At 70.1% G+C, this 16,833-nt stretch carries 12 protein-coding genes; 9 read left to right on the top strand and 3 right to left on the bottom strand.

Going from position 1 to position 16,833, the window contains the following annotated elements; translation table 11 throughout:
* Positions 1–7: 7 nt before the first annotated feature.
* The 6 genes from GF068_RS42020 to GF068_RS41995 are packed head-to-tail and all read left to right on the top strand — an operon-like array spanning position 8 to position 5,155.
* On the top strand, positions 8–703 hold the full coding sequence (locus GF068_RS42020; RefSeq protein ID WP_153825204.1) for a hypothetical protein: 696 nt from the start codon (positions 8–10) through the stop codon (positions 701–703).
* Positions 700–1,464 carry a hypothetical protein gene (locus GF068_RS42015; protein ID WP_153825203.1) on the top strand — a complete coding sequence of 255 codons (765 nt, stop codon included), beginning with the start codon at positions 700–702 and terminating at the stop codon, positions 1,462–1,464. Before GF068_RS42020 ends, GF068_RS42015 begins: the two co-directional genes overlap by 4 nt.
* Complete coding sequence (locus tag GF068_RS42010) at positions 1,461–2,144, top strand: hypothetical protein (protein WP_153825202.1); 684 nt, start codon at positions 1,461–1,463, stop codon at positions 2,142–2,144. The genes GF068_RS42015 and GF068_RS42010 overlap by 4 nt, the downstream gene beginning before the upstream one ends.
* Positions 2,141–2,824: a response regulator transcription factor gene (locus GF068_RS42005; protein ID WP_338046788.1), complete on the top strand. Its 684-nt coding sequence runs from the start codon at positions 2,141–2,143 to the stop codon at positions 2,822–2,824. Before GF068_RS42010 ends, GF068_RS42005 begins: the two co-directional genes overlap by 4 nt.
* Positions 2,817–4,310, top strand: a complete 1,494-nt coding sequence (locus tag GF068_RS42000) for an ATP-binding protein (protein WP_338046787.1) — start codon at positions 2,817–2,819, stop codon at positions 4,308–4,310. Before GF068_RS42005 ends, GF068_RS42000 begins: the two co-directional genes overlap by 8 nt.
* A gap of 14 nt (positions 4,311–4,324) precedes the next feature.
* Positions 4,325–5,155: an alpha/beta fold hydrolase gene (locus GF068_RS41995; RefSeq protein WP_153825201.1), complete on the top strand. Its 831-nt coding sequence runs from the start codon at positions 4,325–4,327 to the stop codon at positions 5,153–5,155.
* Positions 5,156–5,183: 28 nt separating this feature from the next.
* Here the strand turns inward: GF068_RS41995 and GF068_RS41990 are convergent, their stop codons facing one another.
* Entirely contained in the window at positions 5,184–6,002 is an 819-nt protein-coding gene (locus GF068_RS41990) for a hypothetical protein (protein WP_153825200.1), read from the bottom strand.
* 4 nt (positions 6,003–6,006) lie between these two features.
* On the bottom strand, positions 6,007–7,968 hold the full coding sequence (locus GF068_RS41985; RefSeq protein WP_153825199.1) for a choice-of-anchor D domain-containing protein: 1,962 nt from the start codon (positions 7,966–7,968) through the stop codon (positions 6,007–6,009).
* A 344-nt stretch (positions 7,969–8,312) separates the two neighbouring features.
* Between GF068_RS41985 and GF068_RS45980 the strand changes: the two genes are divergently transcribed.
* Positions 8,313–11,531: a DVUA0089 family protein gene (locus GF068_RS45980; protein WP_240808214.1), complete on the top strand. Its 3,219-nt coding sequence runs from the start codon at positions 8,313–8,315 to the stop codon at positions 11,529–11,531.
* Positions 11,532–11,597: 66 nt separating this feature from the next.
* On the opposite strand, the gene GF068_RS41960 is transcribed toward GF068_RS45980, so the two are convergent.
* Positions 11,598–14,555 (bottom strand): Kelch repeat-containing protein, encoded by a 2,958-nt coding sequence (locus GF068_RS41960; RefSeq protein WP_153825198.1) that lies wholly within the window; start codon positions 14,553–14,555, stop codon positions 11,598–11,600.
* Positions 14,556–14,880: 325 nt separating this feature from the next.
* On the opposite strand from GF068_RS41960, the gene GF068_RS43990 reads away from it, so the two are divergent.
* Positions 14,881–15,417: a DUF4365 domain-containing protein gene (locus GF068_RS43990; protein WP_170320009.1), complete on the top strand. Its 537-nt coding sequence runs from the start codon at positions 14,881–14,883 to the stop codon at positions 15,415–15,417.
* Positions 15,418–15,502: 85 nt separating this feature from the next.
* Positions 15,503–16,531 carry a hypothetical protein gene (locus GF068_RS41950; protein ID WP_153825196.1) on the top strand — a complete coding sequence of 343 codons (1,029 nt, stop codon included), beginning with the start codon at positions 15,503–15,505 and terminating at the stop codon, positions 16,529–16,531.
* Positions 16,532–16,833: the final 302 nt, after the last annotated feature.

The raw sequence follows: 16,833 nt of genomic DNA, 5'->3' as shown, positions 1-16,833 counted from the left end.
GGAATTCATGCAAGCCCACGCCTCGTACGTCGATGCCCTCACGGGCGACGCCCCGCCCGAGCCCCGAGCAGACGCGCCCACGAACCCGCCCGAAACAAGCGAGATCGCCCAAGACAAACCCGCGGACGAGGGCGCGCCGTCCTTCGCGCGGACGCTGCTCGAAGGCAGGCAGGACGGCGCCACGCTGCGCGACGACGCGCAGAGGTTCGCCGCCGGGCTCGCGCTCTCGGCGCTTTATGGGCTCTCGATCGGCACGCGGGCCGGCGGGCTTTCGATCTTGAAGCACGCCGCCGCGGTGCCGCTCGCGCCGCTCGCGGTCGCAGGGCTCGGCGTGCCCGCGCTCTTCATCGTGCTCACGCTCTTCGACGCGCCGGTCGATCCGCCGGCCGCGGTGAAGGCAGCGGCGCGCGGGGCGGCGACGACGGGCCTCGTGCTCGGCGGCCTCGCGCCGGCGATGGCGCTCTTCGTGACGACGTCGAGCTCGCACGTCGGCGCGGGGGTCATGGCGGGTCTCGGCCTGATCCTCGCGGGGATCTTCGGGCTACGCGCGTTCCTCGGCGCCCTGGGTACGCCGCTCGGGCGCGCCTCTTCGGGCGTGCGGACGATGAGCGGATTTGCGCTCACGGGCTTCGCGGTCTTCGCGATCGCGCTGTCGGCGCGGGTCTGGTGGAGCACGCTGCCGATCTTCGGAGGTGACCTGTGAGCGCCCTCGTCCTCGCCCGCTTGCTGCGCGCGCCGGGGGAGATCGCCCGCGCTTGCCGCGACGATCACCCGGACGTTCGCGCCATCGCCTCGACCTCGCTCGCCTCGATCGCGCTCGGCGCGGCCGCGTTCGGCGGCGTGCTCGGCAGCTTCCGCGGCGGCGCGCAGATCCTCTACGGCGCGGTGAAGGTGCCGCTCGCCGTGCTCGCGACGCTCGCGCTCTCGGCGCCGGCGTTCCACGCGCTCGCCGCGGTGCTCGGCAGGCCCTGGCCGATGCGATCGATCGTGGCGCTCGCGCTCGCGTCAGCGGGCCGGTCGTCGCTCGTCTTGCTCGCGTTCGCGCCCGCGCTCTGGCTGATGCTCGACCTCGGGATGGGCTACCACACGGCGGCGCTCGTCGCGTCGGGTGCGTACGGCGTGGCCGGGTTCGCCGCGCTCTCGCTCCTCGTGCGTGGCCTCGGCGAGGGGAAGGGGCGGCTCACCACGGCGCTCGCGTTCATCGGCGTCTTCTTCGCGGTCGGCGGACAAACCGCGTGGATCCTCCGGCCGTACCTGGTCCGGCCGCGCACGCCGGACGTGCCCTTCCTGCGGGATCGCGAGGGCAGCTTCACCGAGGCCGTGCTGACGAGCCTGACGTCGGCGGCGATCTACAGCGACAGGCCGTATCAGATCGACGAGCGCCGGGAGATCGACTCGTTTGACGACAAACGGATGCGGTCGCGCGAGGTCGAGGAAGACTTCGTGGAGGAGGGCGGGCAATGAGCCTGCGGGATCTCTCGGTGCTCTATCTCGTCGCCGGGATCTGCTGCGCCGTGGCGATCTACCGATCGTCGCCCGCGGGAGGCTCACGCGCGGCGGTGTCGGCGGCGCTGGCCGTGCCGCTCTGGCCGCTCTGGGCGCCGATCGCGCTGACGGCGAAGCGCGCGGCGGACGTGCCGAAGGGCGCGGCGGGCGGCGCGCTCGCCCGGGTGAAGGCGGCGCTCGCGGAGGCGGTCGAAGCTTCGCGGGGCACGCCCCTCGCGAGCGTGCTGCCGGCGGAGGCCGCGGCGCGGATCGAGGCGGAGGTCGAGCGGCGCGTCGCGCGTCACGCCGAACTCGAGGCGCTGCTGCGCAAGGAGGCCTTCGACCTCGCGCGGGCCGAGGCGCGCGTGCGCGAGGTCGAGCGCGCCTCGGGATCGGGCCGCGCGCTCGCGACGGCGCGGCTCGATCTCGACAACGTCCGCCGCCTGTCTTCGCTCCGCGACCGGGACGCGCGCGCCCTGGAGGAGCTCTGCGCGCTCGCGGAGGCGCTGCGCACGCAGGTGACGGTGGCGCGCTTCAGCGGATCCTCCGCGGCGGACATCGGTGGTATCGTCTCCGAGGTGCAGGCGCGGGTCGAGGGCCTCGGCGCCGCCCTCGAAGCCGAAGAGAGCCTCCGCGCCGAGGAGCCGATCGAGACGTGAGCAAACACATCCTGGTCGTCGACGACGAGGCGCGTATCCGAGAGGTCCTGCAGTACGCGCTGCGCAAAGAGGGCTACGAGGTCTCTGCGGTCACGGACGGCCGCGAGGCGATCGAGGCCGTGGCGAAGGGCGGCATCGACCTCGTGATCCTCGACGTGATGTTGCCCGAGGTCGACGGCCTCTCCGCGTGCCGCCACATCCGCGCCGAGAGCCGCGTGCCGATCCTCTTCCTGTCCGCGCGCAGCGACGAGATCGATCGCGTGCTCGGCCTCGACCTCGGCGGCGACGACTACCTGACGAAGCCCTTCTCGGTGCGCGAGCTCGTGGCGCGCGTCAAAGCCCTGTTTCGCAGGCTCGAAGCGCCGGGCGAGCTGTCACGGAAAATCCTCGCGCACGGCCGGATCGAGGTCGACGTGGAGCGGCACGAGGCGCGGCTCGACGGCGCGCCGGTGGCGCTCACGGCGACGGAGCTCGGCTTGCTCGGCGCGCTGCTCGAGCGTCCGGGGATCGTCCTCTCGCGCAGCCAGCTCATGACGCGCGCCTACCGCTACGACAACCTCATCACCGAGCGCACGATCGACACACACGTCCGCAGGATCCGCGCGAAGTTCCGGGCTGCGGGCGGCGAGGATCCGATCACGACGGTGCACGGCGTCGGTTACAAGGTCGCCGGTGCGTAGGCTCGTCGTCCTGCTCGGCCGCATCCGCGTGCGGCTGCTCGTGGTGAACCTGCTCGCGCTCTTCGTACCGGCGATCGGGCTCGAGTTCGCGCGGATCCACGAGCGGGAGCTGCTCGACGCGCTCGAGCGCGACATGTCGAACCAGGCGACGCTCGTGCGATCGTTCGTCGAGCAGGACCTCCGCGCGGGCCGCGCGCTCGGGGATCCTTCCCACGAGAAGATCCTGGCGACGGCGGCGCAGCGGACGCGGACGCGGATCCGGATCGTGGACCAGGCCGGCGAGGTGGTGGCCGACTCTCACGCGGAGGGCCCGCCCGAGGGGCCGGAGCCGCCGCCGCCCTCGATGCTGCCGCGCTCGCGGGACGTGCGGCAGGTGCTCGACATGCGCGCCGGTCCCGGCGAGAGGTGGCCCGAGCTCGCGCAGCGCTTCGAGGTGCGCTCGGCGCTCGCGGGCAAGAAGGCGACACGCACGCGCGTGCGCGACCGCGACCCGGGCGTGATCCTCTTCCTCGCGGATCCGATCCGCGCGAGCGGCGTGGTGACGGGCGTGGTGTACGTGGCGCGATCGACGCAGCCCGTCCTGTTCGAGCTCTACCGCATCCGCGCGGGCCTCGGGCGCGTGCTCCTCGTCGCGCTGCTCGGCACGGGCCTCGTGACGCTCGTGCTCGCGTGGAGCATCTCGCGGCCCCTCGGCAGGCTCTCGCGCGCGGCCAAGCGTATCGCGGCGGGCGAGCGCGACGTCGTCGTGCCGATCGGCGGGGGCGGCGAGATCCGCGAGCTCGGCGAGTCGTTCGCGGCGATGAAAGAGCGGCTCGACGCGCGCATGCGGTACATCTCCGAGTTCGCGGCGGACGTGGCGCACGAGTTCAAGTCGCCGCTCACCTCGATCCGCGGCGCGGCGGAGCTGCTCGGCGAAGGCGCGAGCGACGATCCCGAGGCGCGCGCGCGGTTCTTGCGCAACATCGAGCTCGACGTGGAGCGGCTCGATCGTCTGGTCTCGCGCCTCCTCCAGCTCTCGCGCATCGAGGCCTCGGCCGAGCCGATGCGCGTCTGTGATCTCGAGGCGCTCGTCCAGGCCGCGAAGGATCGCGCCTCGGGGCCGGATCAGCCGGTGATCGTCGAATACGCGGCGAAAGCGAGGGAGATCGTCTGCCGCCCCCTGGACGTGGAGACCGCGATCGGCAACCTGCTCGACAACGCCGTGCGATTCTCGCCGCCGGCAGAGCCCGTGCGTCTCCGCGTCGAGGGAGGGCCGCCCGGACCCGTGGTCCGCATCTCCGTCATGGATCGTGGCCCCGGCGTCCCGCCGGCCATCTTGCCCCGCATCTTCGATCGATTCTTCACGACCGACGCGGATCGCGACGGCACGGGGCTCGGGCTCTCGATCGTGAAGAGCGTGGCCGACGCGCACGGAGGGCGCGTGCGCGTCGACAATCGCCCCGGCGAGGGGGTCACGTTCACGCTGGAGATTCCCTGCCGGCGCTAGGGGGTCATTTCGAGATGGAATCCACACACATGAAGGCATTCCCGGACGCCGAAGCGCGCGTCCTCGAGCGAAAAGGTTGTCCGCTGCATTTTTGGCTCGTCGGCGACGCCGACCGTCCGCTCCTCGTGCTCACCCACGGCGCGGGGCTCGATCATGGGATGTGGCGCGACAACGTCGCGGCGCTCGCCGAGCACCACCGCGTGCTCCTCTGGGACGTGCGCGGGCACGGGCTCTCGCGGCCGATGGGGACACGCTTCACGGTCGAGACGGCGATCGACGACATGGTGGCGCTCCTCGACGCGATCTCCGCGCCTCCGGCGATCTTCGTCGGGCAAAGCATGGGCGGCAACCTCTCGCAGGAGCTCGTCCGCAGGCACCCGGGCCGCGTGCGCGCGCTCGTGCTCGTGGATTGCGCGTGCAACACCGCAGAGCTCACCCTCCTGGAGCGCTTCGGCGTGGCGATCACGCCCGCGATGCTCCAGCTCTATCCACTCGAAGCGCTGATCCGCCACAGCGCGCAGTCGATCACGTCCGTGGAGAGCGTACGTGTCTACTGCCGGGAGGCGATGCGGCGCCTCGAAAAGCTCGAGATGCGCGACGTGATGCTGGCGGCCCTCGGCTGCATGCGCGACGAGCCCGACTACCGTATCCCGAAGCCCTTCGTGCTCGTGCGCGGGGCCAAGAGCCGCGCCGGATCGATCGCCAGGCAAGGGCCCCCGTGGGCCCGACGCGAGCCTCTATGCCGCGGCGACGTGGTGATCGCAGACGCGAATCACTGCGTGAACATGGATGCCCCCGCGGCATTCAACGCGGCGGTGCTCTCCTTCCTCGCCGGCCTCTCGTGACGCGGGCGACGCCCGTCGGCACGAGAGGTCATTTCGAGACGACGATCCAGGTCAGCTCGTCGAGCCCCGCCCCGAGGTCGGTCGTCACGCGCGCGCCGTCGGCCTCCCCGGGGGCCGGCGCCGAGAGTTTGCCGTTGTATTCGCTGATGCTCCGAAAATACACCACGGTCCCGGCCGGGAGATCCGAGGGAGCCGACACGGCGATCGGCGACGCGCTCGTCGTCGCGAAGGGATACATCGCGTAGACCGCGACGACCTCCTCCGCGCCGAGCTCGGGCAGCGCGGGGACGTGCTGCGGCGAGACTCTCCGGGCCGCGACGTCGTACAAGGAGCCGCCGAGCGGCGGCTCCAGATCGGCGCGGTTCACGGTGAGCGTGAGGCCGTCGCCGACCTCCAGCGTCTGCGGATCGTCGCTCTTCGGGCCGAGGACGGCGCCCGCCGGCAAGCTCGGCGCGCAGAGCTCCCCCAGGTCGACGACGCTCGTATCGACGAACTGCAAGGGGAACATCGTCGCGGCGCGGCGCGGCGACGTCGTCGTCTCCTCGAACGATTTCACCACGTAATCGGCGGGCAGCTCCTCGTCGATGCCGAAGAAGAACCGCCCCTCCGCGTCCGCGTCGCTCGTGTAGCAGTTCTTGATGCTGCAACACACGACCTTCGCATAGGAAACAGGCACGCCCATTTCGTCCGCGAGCACGCCGGTCACGGCGGGGCCGCTCGGACCACCCCCGGAGCCGCCGCCTGCGCCCGCGCCACCGCCGCCCGCGCCCGTCGTTCCGCCGTTGCCGCCGCCGCAGGCGGCGAGCAGGGCGATCGTGGCGAACAGAAAAAGTCCGTGCCTCCGCATCGGGTCACTCCGCCAGCAATTGCTCGATGACCGCGGTCATCGCGTCCGGATCGTATTCGTGTGTCGCGTATCGGACGATGCCGGCCTTGTCGACGATCACGTCGACCGGGAACGGATTGGGCCCCGGGAAATTGGCCACGATACCGCCATACGTGCTCGCCGGCTCCTCGATCCCGAGCGGGAAGTCGACCTTGATGTTCGCGCTGTAGTTCTGCACGAGGCCGATCTGGTCCGTCGATTCCCTCGGGTTGAGGGCGACGACGTCGAGGCCCTTGTCGTTGTACGCGTTGTAGAACCGCTCCTGCACGTCCGGCAGGTGATTGGCGCAGACGGGGCAGAACGTGCCGAAATAGGTCAAGAGCAGCACCTTGCCCTGCGATTGCTCCGACGTCCACGTCGTGCCGTCGAGCATGGCGCCCGTCGTCGCGGGCAGCGGCGAGCCCACGCTCACGCCGGGCGGGTTGCCCACGAGATACACCTTGCGCACCGGGGCCGCCGGGTCGTCGGAGACGATATGCAGATACCCCACCTCCTCCTCCGCCTTCGACGCGGCGTACGTCACGGTGAGGTTCACCGTTTGTCCGGGCTCGATACGCGCCTGGCGCGGCTCGACGGTGAACGGCGCGCCGCTGATCCACGTGTCCACGACCGTGAGCGGCGCCGTGCCCTGGTTCGTGACCGGGACGGGCAGCGTCTTCGTCTCGCCCACGGCGACCGGACCAAAATCGGTGCGGGCCGCGGACTCCGGGAGGCGGAGGTTCGGGGCCAGGCGGTCGGGCTCGAGGCGGTACGAATACGGGTTCTCCCAGGTGCCGATGAAGACGTCCCGCTCCCGCGCGGCGACGCCGAAGATACGCATCGTGGGCAGCTCGCGGTTCGGGTCCTCGTATTCGAACGGCCGCGGGATACGCACCGCCGCGACGAACGCGGGCGCCTCCGGCTTCGAGACGTCGTAGACCCGCACGTCGTTCCACGCGGCCACGAACACGCGATTGTCGGCGAACGCCACGCGCAGCGCGGTCCCGGGCATCTCCGCCCGGCCGACCACCGTCGGCTTCGTGGGATCGGCGATATCGACGACGGCCACGCCCGCGGATCCTGCCGCCACATACGCGTGATTCCCATTCACGACCACGCCCCTCGCCTGTCCGCCCGTGGGCACGCGGCCGAGCTCGACGGGCTTCGTCGGGTCCGTCGCGTCGACGATCACGAGGCCGTCCACGCCGTCGCCGACGAAGACGTGATTGCCGCGCGCGGCCACGCCCCACGCATTCGTGAACCCGCCCAGGCTGCCGACGCGGGAAAACCCGGCCTGGGCATCGTATTTGTAGACCCCGAGGCCACTCCCGTGCAGGCCGACGAAGATGTGATGGTTCGCGACGTCGACGCCCTCGTAGCTCACGCCCGGCTCCTGCAGGACGGGGAGCTGCACGGGCGCCTCGGGATCGGTGATGTCCCAGCCGCTGAGGAACGCGGGGTTCCGGATGTTGCCGAGGTGCGTGGTGAAGACGAGGTGATCGTCCCAGGCGAGGTGCTTGCAGCCGGGCTGGCGCGAATCACCGGGGATCGTGTGCTTGAGGCCGACCGCGAGCTTGTCCATGTCCGCGGCGTCGGTCGCGTCGATCACGTTGAACGTGTAGCTGCAATTGAGCAGCAGGCCGTCCTCGCGGATGCGGACCTCGTCCGTGTGGCTTCCGACCTCGTGCAGGTTCTGGAGCTGCACGAGCGGGCTCATGAATTGGCCGGGCTCGAGCGCGGTCGAGACGCAGACGCCGTCTTTTGCTTCCGTGCCGGGTCCGCAGGTGAGGCCCGGATCGGTCTCTGCCGGCACGCACGCGCCGCCTTGCGCCTTCGTGCCGGGTCCGCAGGTGAGGCCACCGCCGTCGCTCCCGCACCCCGCCGAGGCGAGCACGAGCGCCGCGGGGAAAAAGCACCACACCAGGGTGTTTTTTTGCAGCTTCATCATCGTCATCTCCAGATCGTGAAAGAAGTGGGCGTGTGATCGGCAGCAACAAACGTGCCCCCGGGACAGTGTATCGAAATGCGCGCGTTCGTGGTGACCTCCTCTGTCGGCGCAGGCGCGTGCCCCCTGGCATCGGAGGCGAAATGCGGCACACGATGTGCCCATCGTGGCAGCGTCGGAGGGCGACGCGAGAGCGACGTGGGGTTCGTTCCCACAGGAGCCCTTGACGCCGGCTCGTTCCTTCATTGAGGTAGCTCGGCTCTTCGCTTGCCGAGGCTCTCGGGATATGCGCCTCGGCGCAGGCGTCGGGCGAGACATCGCGAACCGGTGGGAGCGAAGAATCGCGCATGACGAGGCTAACGCGGCACTTTGGGGTGGCGCTCGTGCTCGGCCTGGGATCGTTCGGATCCATGGGCTGCGAGCTGATCGCAGCGGTCGATCGAGACCAGATTCCGCAAGGAGAAGGCGGCGCCGGAGGCGGGACCGGCGGCATGGGCGGCCAAGGGGGCCAAGGTGGCCAAGGCGGCGTGGGGGGCCAAGGCGGCGCAGGCGGCGCGGGCGGCCAAGGCGGCGCAGGCGGCGCAGGCGGCATCGGCGGCGCAGGCGGCGCAGGCGGCGCAGGCGGCATCGGCGGCGCAGGCGGCGCAGGCGGCGCGGGCGGCTCGATGGACGTGTGCGGCGACGGCCTGATCAGCGGCGCCGAGGCCTGCGACGACGGCAACACCGCCGCGGGCGACGGCTGCGACGCCTCGTGCGCCGAAGAGGCCGGCTTCATGTGCGCGGGTGAGCCCAGCGCCTGCACCACCACGTGCGGCGACGGCATCGTCGCGGGCATGGAGACCTGCGACGACGGGAACACCACCGCGGGCGACGGCTGCAGCGACGTCTGCGGCGCGGAGCTCGGCTACACCTGCACCGGCGCGCCGAGCGCCTGCGCGACGACCTGCGGCGACGGCATCCAGGCCGGCGCCGAGGCGTGCGACGACGGCAACACCGAGAGCCTCGACGGCTGCAGCGCGACGTGTGTCGTCGACGCGTTCACCGAGGCCGAGCCGAACAACGACGCCGGCGCGGCGAACGGCCCCTTCTCGCCGGCCGTCCTCGTCGCGGGCTCGATCAGCCCCGGCAGCGACGCCGACTGGTACGAGATCACCGTGCCCGCCACGGTCGACCTGCACGTCGAGACCTTCGACGCGCAGGGCCCCACGACCTGCCTGAACATCGACACCCTCGTCACGCTCTACGCGGCCGACGGCACGACGGTCATCGCCTCGAACGAGGACGACGGCACGAACGCGTGCTCGCGCCTCGACGCCGCGACGAGCCCCGCGGTGCGGCACCTCCCGGCGGGCACGTATCACGTGAAGGTCGAGGAGAGCGGCAACGACAAGTCGATCCCCGCCTACACGCTCGTCGTCTCGTACGACGCGCTCTGCGGCGACGGCGTCGTGAGCGGCGCCGAGGAGTGCGACGGCGGCGCGGGCTGCTCGGCGACCTGTGATCGCGACCCGGTCTGCGGCGACGGCTTCATCGACGCGCCCGAGACCTGCGACGACGGCAACACGATGGACGGCGACACGTGCAGCTCGACCTGCGAGACGTCGATCCTCATGGAGACGGAGCCGAACGACGTGGCCGCGCAGGCCTCCGGCGCGTTCGCCCCGCCCGCGCTTTACCAGGGCGCGATCAGCCCGGCCGCGGACGTCGACTTCTACGCGATCCAGCTCGACCAGACGAGTGACCTCGTGGTCGAGTCCTTCGACGTGAACGGCCCCGGCTCGTGCGTCGGCGTCGACACGCTCCTGCGCCTCTACGGCACCGACGGCACGACGATGTTGCTCGAGCGTGACCTCGGCGGCCTCGGCGCCTGCGGCAAGATCGACGCGACGAAGCCCGGCGACGCCGCGGCGGCGCACCTGCCGGCGGGCACGTATTACGTCTCGGTCGAGGACTTCCTGCGGAACGACGAGATCCCCGGTTATCGCCTGCAGGTCACGCTCGCCGCGCGTTGCGGCGACGGCAAGGTCGAGGGCGCCGAGGCGTGTGACGGCGACGCGAACTGCTCGGCCACGTGTGATCGCATCGCGGTGTGTGGCGACGGCACGATCGACGCGCCCGAGACCTGCGACGACGGCAACACGATGCCCGGCGACGGCTGCGACGCCGCCTGCATGAAGGAGTCGACGCCGGAGGTCGAGCCAAACGACACCTCTGCCACGGCGAACGGGCCCTTCACGCCCTACGCGATCACGAGCGGCGCGATCGATCCGGGCAGCGACCTCGACTGGTACAGCTTCACGCTGAGCGCCACGTCGGACATCCGCCTCGAGACCTACGACGCGAACGGCCCTGGCTCCTGCGCGATGCCGCTCGACACGGTGCTCACGCTCTACGGCCCCGACGGCGCGACCGAGCTCGCGACGGCGGACGACGGCGGCATCAACATCTGCTCGCGTATCTCCTGGAAGACCCAGGACGGCGCGCGGCACCTCGCGCCGGGCACGTACTTCGTGAAGGTCGAGGACTTCGAGAACGACACCGTCATCCCCGGCTACCTGCTCGAGTTCGCCGTCGAAGCCGTCTGCGGCGACGGCGTCGTCGAGGGCAGCGAGGAGTGCGACGGCGGCGCGAGCTGCGGGCCGACCTGTGATCGTATCCCCGTCTGCGGCGACGGTTACGTCGACGAAATGGAGGCCTGCGACGACGGCAACACGATGTCCGGCGATGGATGCAGCGACCTCTGCGCGCTCGAGGCGCTGGTCGAGATCGAGCCCAACGGCACGACGGCCGAGGCCGACGTCGCCCCCGTGATCCTCACGGGCTCGAGCTTCGTGACGGGCGTGATCCCTGCGGCCGGCGACGTCGACGTCTTCCGCCTCGACCTCGCGTCGGACGAGGTGCTCGTGCTCGAGACGTTGAACGACACGGGCATCGGCTGCGGCTTCAGCTCGACGCTCCGCCTGCTCGACGCGACGGGCGCGCAGATCGAGACGGACAACGTGAGCGGCGAGGGCGCCTGCTCGGCGCTGACGATGAACCTCGCCGCGGGCACGTATTACGTCTCGGTCGAGGAGACGAACAACGACGGGACGATCGCCGGGTACATGCTCCGGGCGAAGGTGCTCATGGAGGGCGGGCCGGAGTCCGAGCCAAACGACCAGCTCGCCGACGCCGACATGGCGAGCGGCTGGGACACGGTGGTCTCGGCCTCGCACCCGACCTTCGACGATTACGATTATTTCGAGGTGACGGTGCCGGACGGCAAGTCGCTGCGCGCCGAGATCATCGAGGGCTCGGCCGCGGAGTCGTGCGCGACCGGGGCCGACCCCATCGACAGCTACCTGACGTTCTTCGACGCGGCGGGCGTGGAGCTCGGCGGCGACGACGACGGCGGCCGCGGGTATTGCTCGGTGATCGACGGCCTCGGCGCGACGCCGACCCACGCATTCGCGAGCAACCTGACGGGCGGGAAGTATTACCTGCTCCTGCAGGCCGCGCCGTTCTCGCGCAACCCGGGCAACCCGGTGGCGGTGTTCGATTACAAGCTCGCGGTGACGATTCGATAACCTTCACCCGTCGGAAACTCCCTCCCTCTCCACCGTGTGGAGAGGGAGGGTTGGGGTGGGTGAGGCCTAACGCTTCCGCCGACGCGCGAAGAGCGCGCCCAGGGCCACGAGGGCCACGAGGCCGCGTCCGCTGCCCTCGACAGGTCCAGCCGCTGCGCTGCAACTGGCATCCGGCACCGAGCCGCCGCCGCTGCCGCCGGCGCCGCCGCTGCCGCCCGTCCCGCCCATTCCGCCGGCAGCGACCATTCCACCGTCGCCGCCCATTCCACCACTGCCGGCCATTCCGCCGCTGCCGCCGCTGCCGCCGCTGCCGCCCATTCCGCCGCCGCTGCCGCCGCTGCCGCCCATTCCGCCGCCGCTGCCGCCGCTGCCGCCGCTGCCGCCCATTCCGCCGCCGCCGCCGCTGCCGCCGCTGCCGCCCATTCCGCCGCCGCTGCCGCCGCTGCCGCCGCTGCCGCCCATTCCGCCGCCGCCGCCGCCGCCGCCCATTCCGCCGCCGCCGCCCATTCCCCCGCCGCCGCCTGCGCCCCCGCTGCCATCCGGGGTCACGCCGCCCTCGTAAATCTCCCCGCTTTCATGGGCCTGCGGGTCGCCGTCTCCGGACGAGCAGCCTCCCATCAGCCCCCCGAAGACCATGACCCGATTGCCCTCGAGCAACACGGAGTGCGGGTCGCGGCGCGTCCTGATCATGGAGGACACCATCGACCAGCCATTCGTCGCGGGGTTGTACACCGCGGCGCTCCTCATGTCGCACATGTTGCCGCCGGTCGCCTCCCTGCCGCCCGCGATGAGCACCAATCCGTTGCCGAGCAACGCCGCCGTGTGATCGCGGCGCGGCACGTCCAGGGCGCCGGTCACCGTCCAGTCGTTCGTCGCCGGATCGTAGACCTGCCCGTGCGGGATGTTCGCCGCGCCCACGACGAGCACCCGGCCATCTCCGAGCAGCGTCGCCGTGAATTCGCTGGGCGGCATCAACAAGGCCTGCGTCGGCGCCCAGCCGTTCGTGATCGGGTCGTACCGATCCGCGCCCTCCCCGCTCACCACGAGCACGCTGCCGTCGAACAACCTCGTCGCCTTGTGCCCGGCGTGCCCGTACGTCAGCGTCCCGGCCGGGGAGAACATACCCGTGGCCGGGTCGTAGAGCTCCGCCGTCGTCGGGTTGCCCGCGCCGCCCGTCACGAGCACCTTGCCGCTCGAGAGGACGACCGCCGAATGCCCCGAGCGCGCCATACCGAGCGAGCCCGTCGCCATCCACGTCTTCGTCGCCGGATCGTACACCTCGGCCGCCGCCGTCCCGCCGCCCGCGACGAGGATCCTGTCGTCGGGCAGCCCCACGAGCGCGAGGCCCGTATCGTGGTGCGCGACCATGCTGCCGGCCGGGGACCACGTATCAGTCGCCGGATCGTACGCCTCGGCCGACGACGGGGCATTCCCACCCACGACGAGGATCTCACCCGTCGCGACCCGGATCGCCGCGGCCTTGCGGCGGACCACGGAGAGCGGCGCGACCTCGCTCCACATGTTCGTCGCCGGATCGTAGATGTTCGTCGACAGCGTCTCGTTCCAGTCGTTATCGAGCCCGCCCGCCACGAGCACGCGGCCGTCGGCGAGCTCGGCCCACGCGCCTTCGAGCCGCGCGACGGGCATGTTCCCGGTCTGCGTCCACGCGGATAGGCAGCCGACCGGTGCGTCTCCGACACACGCGCCCGCCTCGCAGACCCCATTCGCCGTGCAGCCGTTCGCGCTCCCGCAAATGGCCCCGCTCATCGGGGTACACGTGCCGTCCGCGAACGCGCCCGCGCTCACCGAGCACGCGTCACACGAGCCCGCGTCACACGCCGCATTGCAGCAGACGCCGTCGACGCAGAAGCCGCTCGCGCATTCGCCTGCGAACAGACACGCGTCGCCCTGGGCCTCGAGCGTGAGCAATTCGACGCTCGTGCTCCCGCCGCCGGTCACGAGCACCCGCCCGTCCGCGAGCTCGGTGGCCCTGTGCCCGCTCCGGTTCGCATTCAGGAACTTGCCGAGTGACCATGTCCCGGTCGCCGGATCGTAGAGCTCCACGACCGCGCCGCCACCCGCGACCAGCACCCGCCCGTCGGCGAGCGGCGTGGCCGTGTGCTTGTAATGGGTGACGTGCATCCCCGCCGTGTTCGTCCAGGTATTGGTCGCGGGATCGTAGAGCGTCGCGCTGCGGTTCGTGGACGTGAACCCCTCGCCCCCGTAATCGGTGTAGCCGCCGGTGACGAGCACCTTGCCATTGCCGAGCAACGTCGCGGTATGCCCTTCGCGGTTCTGGATCGAGCCCGCCGAGCTCCACGTGTTCGTCGCGGGATCGTAGAGCTCGGCGGTGCTGATGGGCTCGTCGAAGACATCCGCGCCGGCCACCACGAGGACCTTCCCGTTCGCCAGGAGCGTCGCGGTATGGAAGCCGCGGGCCTTCACCATCGACGCCGTGTCGGTCCACGTGTTCGCGGCGGGATCGTAGAGCTCGGACCCGGTGATCGCCGCGTCGTCCACCTGGATGCCGGCGGCCACGAAGATTTTCCCATCCGGCAAGAGCGTCGCGGTATGCGCCGAGCGTGGCGTGTTCAGCGGCGCGCGGGCCGTCCACGTATTCGTGGCGGGGTCGTACACCTCGACGGCGCCGGTCCCTCCGCCGACCACGAGGACCTTGCCATCGGGCAGGAGCGTCGCCGTGTGGTTCGTGTGCGCCGTGCTCATCGGGGCGACGAGCGTCCACGTATTCGTGGCGGGGTCGTACACCTCGGCGGAGGCATTCCCGCCGCCGGCCGCGAGGACCTTGCCGTCGGACAGGCGCGTCGCCGTGTGCCCGCTCCGCGAGACGTTCATCGCCGGGGCATTGTCCCAGCGCGGCGCCGTCAGCGCGGAGACGGCCGCGCCGAGGTCGAGCGATTTCGCGCGATTCGGCGTGGCATCGGCGCCATTACATCCGAGCGCGGAGACGAGGGGCAATAGGAAAATACCAGGGAGGAGATGCTGGAGAAAAGTTCTGGTGCGCATGCTGCCACCCTATCGACGCCCCCACCTCGAATGTCAAGGGAAAGCCGGTCCGGGCAGAATTTCGTCGCATTCCCGGCCCTCGACGCTCGTGGACGGCGGAGGCGTGCTGAACGAGGGGAGCCATTTCGTGCGAGGAAAGGACGGCGCCTGGAGCGAAGCGACGACGACCGAGCTACCGCAGACGCCGTCCTCGGCGCCGAGGTGCCCCCGGGGTGGCGAATGCGATACAGGTGGCGGCGATGATCGTGCCCTGACGCCGCCGCGCCTTGCCTCTTCCACCGACTTCAGGCCTGTGGCATGGTGCGCCCTCTGGGTGTGGAGACCCATGTTACTGTCGGACAACAACATCAAGAGTGAGCTCAGCTACGCGTACCTGCACGCCATCGCGGCACGTGCCGGGTTCGCGTGCGAGGTCACCGGCCGCCACAGCGACGGCGCAGGGGTCGATGCCGTCCTGCGAGCAAAAGAGCGCTTCTTTCCCGACTCCGTCTACACGAACTTCACGGCGGACGTTCAGCTCAAATCGACGAGCCGCGAACCCGTCGACGAGAAGGACCACTACTCGTTCGCCATGAGCGTGAGGCACTACGACAAGGCACGCTCGACGGAGACGGCGGCGCCTGTCATCGTGGTCGTCCTATTTTTGCCCGAGGACGCGGCAGACTGGCTGATTCATTCCGAGGATTCGTTGATTACCAAGCGGTGCGCCTACTGGGTCAGCTTGTACGGCGCACCGCCCAGCGCCAACGCGACCGCGCAGACAGTGTATGTTCCGAAGTCGAACTGCCTCTCCGTCGATGCACTTCGGGCGTTGATGGGTCGCTTCTCCCGACAGGAAAGGATCCTCTATGCGTCCCCATGAGCTATCCAAGGAGCTCGTCGAGCGGGTCGACAAGCTGGACCTCCTCCGGTATGCGCGAAGGAACGGCTGGGAGCAGGAGCGCGTGGTGCCTCGTCAATTCGTGGTTCTCAAGCGACCGCAGGACGACCTCGACCAGCTCCTCATCCCCGACAATCCTCGGGCCAACGATTATGCAGAGCGCGTCGCCGAGGCCATCGTCCACCTCGCCGAGAAGGAGCGACGCGATCCGGCGCACGTTCTGAACGCGCTGCTCTTCCCTCCATCCGACGTCATCCGCTTCAACGTGGCGGGATACGACGCATCTCGAGGTGACCTTTCGTTCAACGAAGCCAACCGGATGTTGAACGGGATCCGGCGCTCGATCCTGTCCGCGGCTTGTAGCGTCATCAAACCGCAGCCGTTTCATCCGAGGCTCGAACGCCGTGAGGCCGATCAGCTCGTGAAGGGTTGCCGATTGCGGCAGACGGAGTTCGGCAGCTTTACTTTCGTGCTGGCGTGTCCCCTCGACGCCGTGGAGGCGCCGCGAGGATCATCCGATGAAGTGCCGTTCTCGCGACGTGCGACGGATCTCTTCATCCGCTCCGTTGCGTACATCTCCTCTGCCGCGGAAGACGACGCTGCACCAAGGCATCTCGAAGAGGCCCGCGGAGGACTCAGCGCGAATCTCTGCGAAGGTCTCCTCGAGATGCAGCCCGAGGACGAGCGGGCGACGTTATCGATCGGGGTCGAATGGGAGTGGAGATATGGCCACCCCACGGATCTCGGCGACTTGCGTCCGATCCGCCTGCATCGCGGGCACTTCGACTTCGTCGCCAAGCTCGGGCAGGAACTCCGGCCGAGACCGGAACAGCAGAGGCCCGCGGGCCATTACTGTCGCGTCGAGGCGCTGCACGGCGCTTACGAAAATGGAGCGATGCAAGGCGAAGTCGTGCTCGCCCTCCTCTCCGAGGAAGAGACGCTTCGAAACGTCCACGCAGAGCTGCCGCCAGCGTACTATGCAGTGGCCGTGGATGCGCACAAAGCGAATCAGCTGGTCTGGTGCAACGGCATTCTGCTGCGTGGTCGGAGATCGCACAACCTGAGCTCCGTGACGGAGTTCCGCCCCGCCCGCTGACCGAGCAGACGTTGACCGGTAGCTCGGGCGAGCTCTCCCTTCCCCGTTCATCGACGCCCCGAACCTCCTTCGAGACGCCCCCCCGCCGTACATCGACGCCCCCGACCTCTACATCGACGCCCCCGAGCTCCTTCGAGACGTCGCCTTCCCGTACATCGACGCCCCGAACCTCCTTCGAGACGCCCCGGTACAGACCGGCTACCTGGGTGACAGGGTAGACCGGGAGCCTGGGTGACAGTTAGTTGCCCCACGGTCGACAGGTCTGGCGAGACCTGGGCATGCCCTGGAGGGAGAGCCGTGTC

The organism is Polyangium spumosum (genome assembly GCF_009649845.1).
GTDB classification, from domain to species: domain Bacteria; phylum Myxococcota_A; class Polyangia; order Polyangiales; family Polyangiaceae; genus Polyangium; species Polyangium spumosum.
Note: the sequence above shows the minus strand (reverse complement) of the source record. Positions and strands in the feature narration are given on the sequence as shown.

Coding starts and splice junctions, on each gene's coding strand:
- GF068_RS42020 (WP_153825204.1), top strand. CDS start 8: ATGCAAGCCCACGCCTCGTACGTCGATGCCCTCACGGGCGACGCCCCG.
- GF068_RS42010 (WP_153825202.1), top strand. CDS start 1,461: ATGAGCCTGCGGGATCTCTCGGTGCTCTATCTCGTCGCCGGGATCTGC.
- GF068_RS41995 (WP_153825201.1), top strand. CDS start 4,325: ATGGAATCCACACACATGAAGGCATTCCCGGACGCCGAAGCGCGCGTC.
- GF068_RS41990 (WP_153825200.1), bottom strand. CDS start 6,002: ATGCGGAGGCACGGACTTTTTCTGTTCGCCACGATCGCCCTGCTCGCC.
- GF068_RS41985 (WP_153825199.1), bottom strand. CDS start 7,968: ATGATGAAGCTGCAAAAAAACACCCTGGTGTGGTGCTTTTTCCCCGCG.
- GF068_RS45980 (WP_240808214.1), top strand. CDS start 8,313: ATGACGAGGCTAACGCGGCACTTTGGGGTGGCGCTCGTGCTCGGCCTG.
- GF068_RS41960 (WP_153825198.1), bottom strand. CDS start 14,555: ATGCGCACCAGAACTTTTCTCCAGCATCTCCTCCCTGGTATTTTCCTA.
- GF068_RS43990 (WP_170320009.1), top strand. CDS start 14,881: ATGTTACTGTCGGACAACAACATCAAGAGTGAGCTCAGCTACGCGTAC.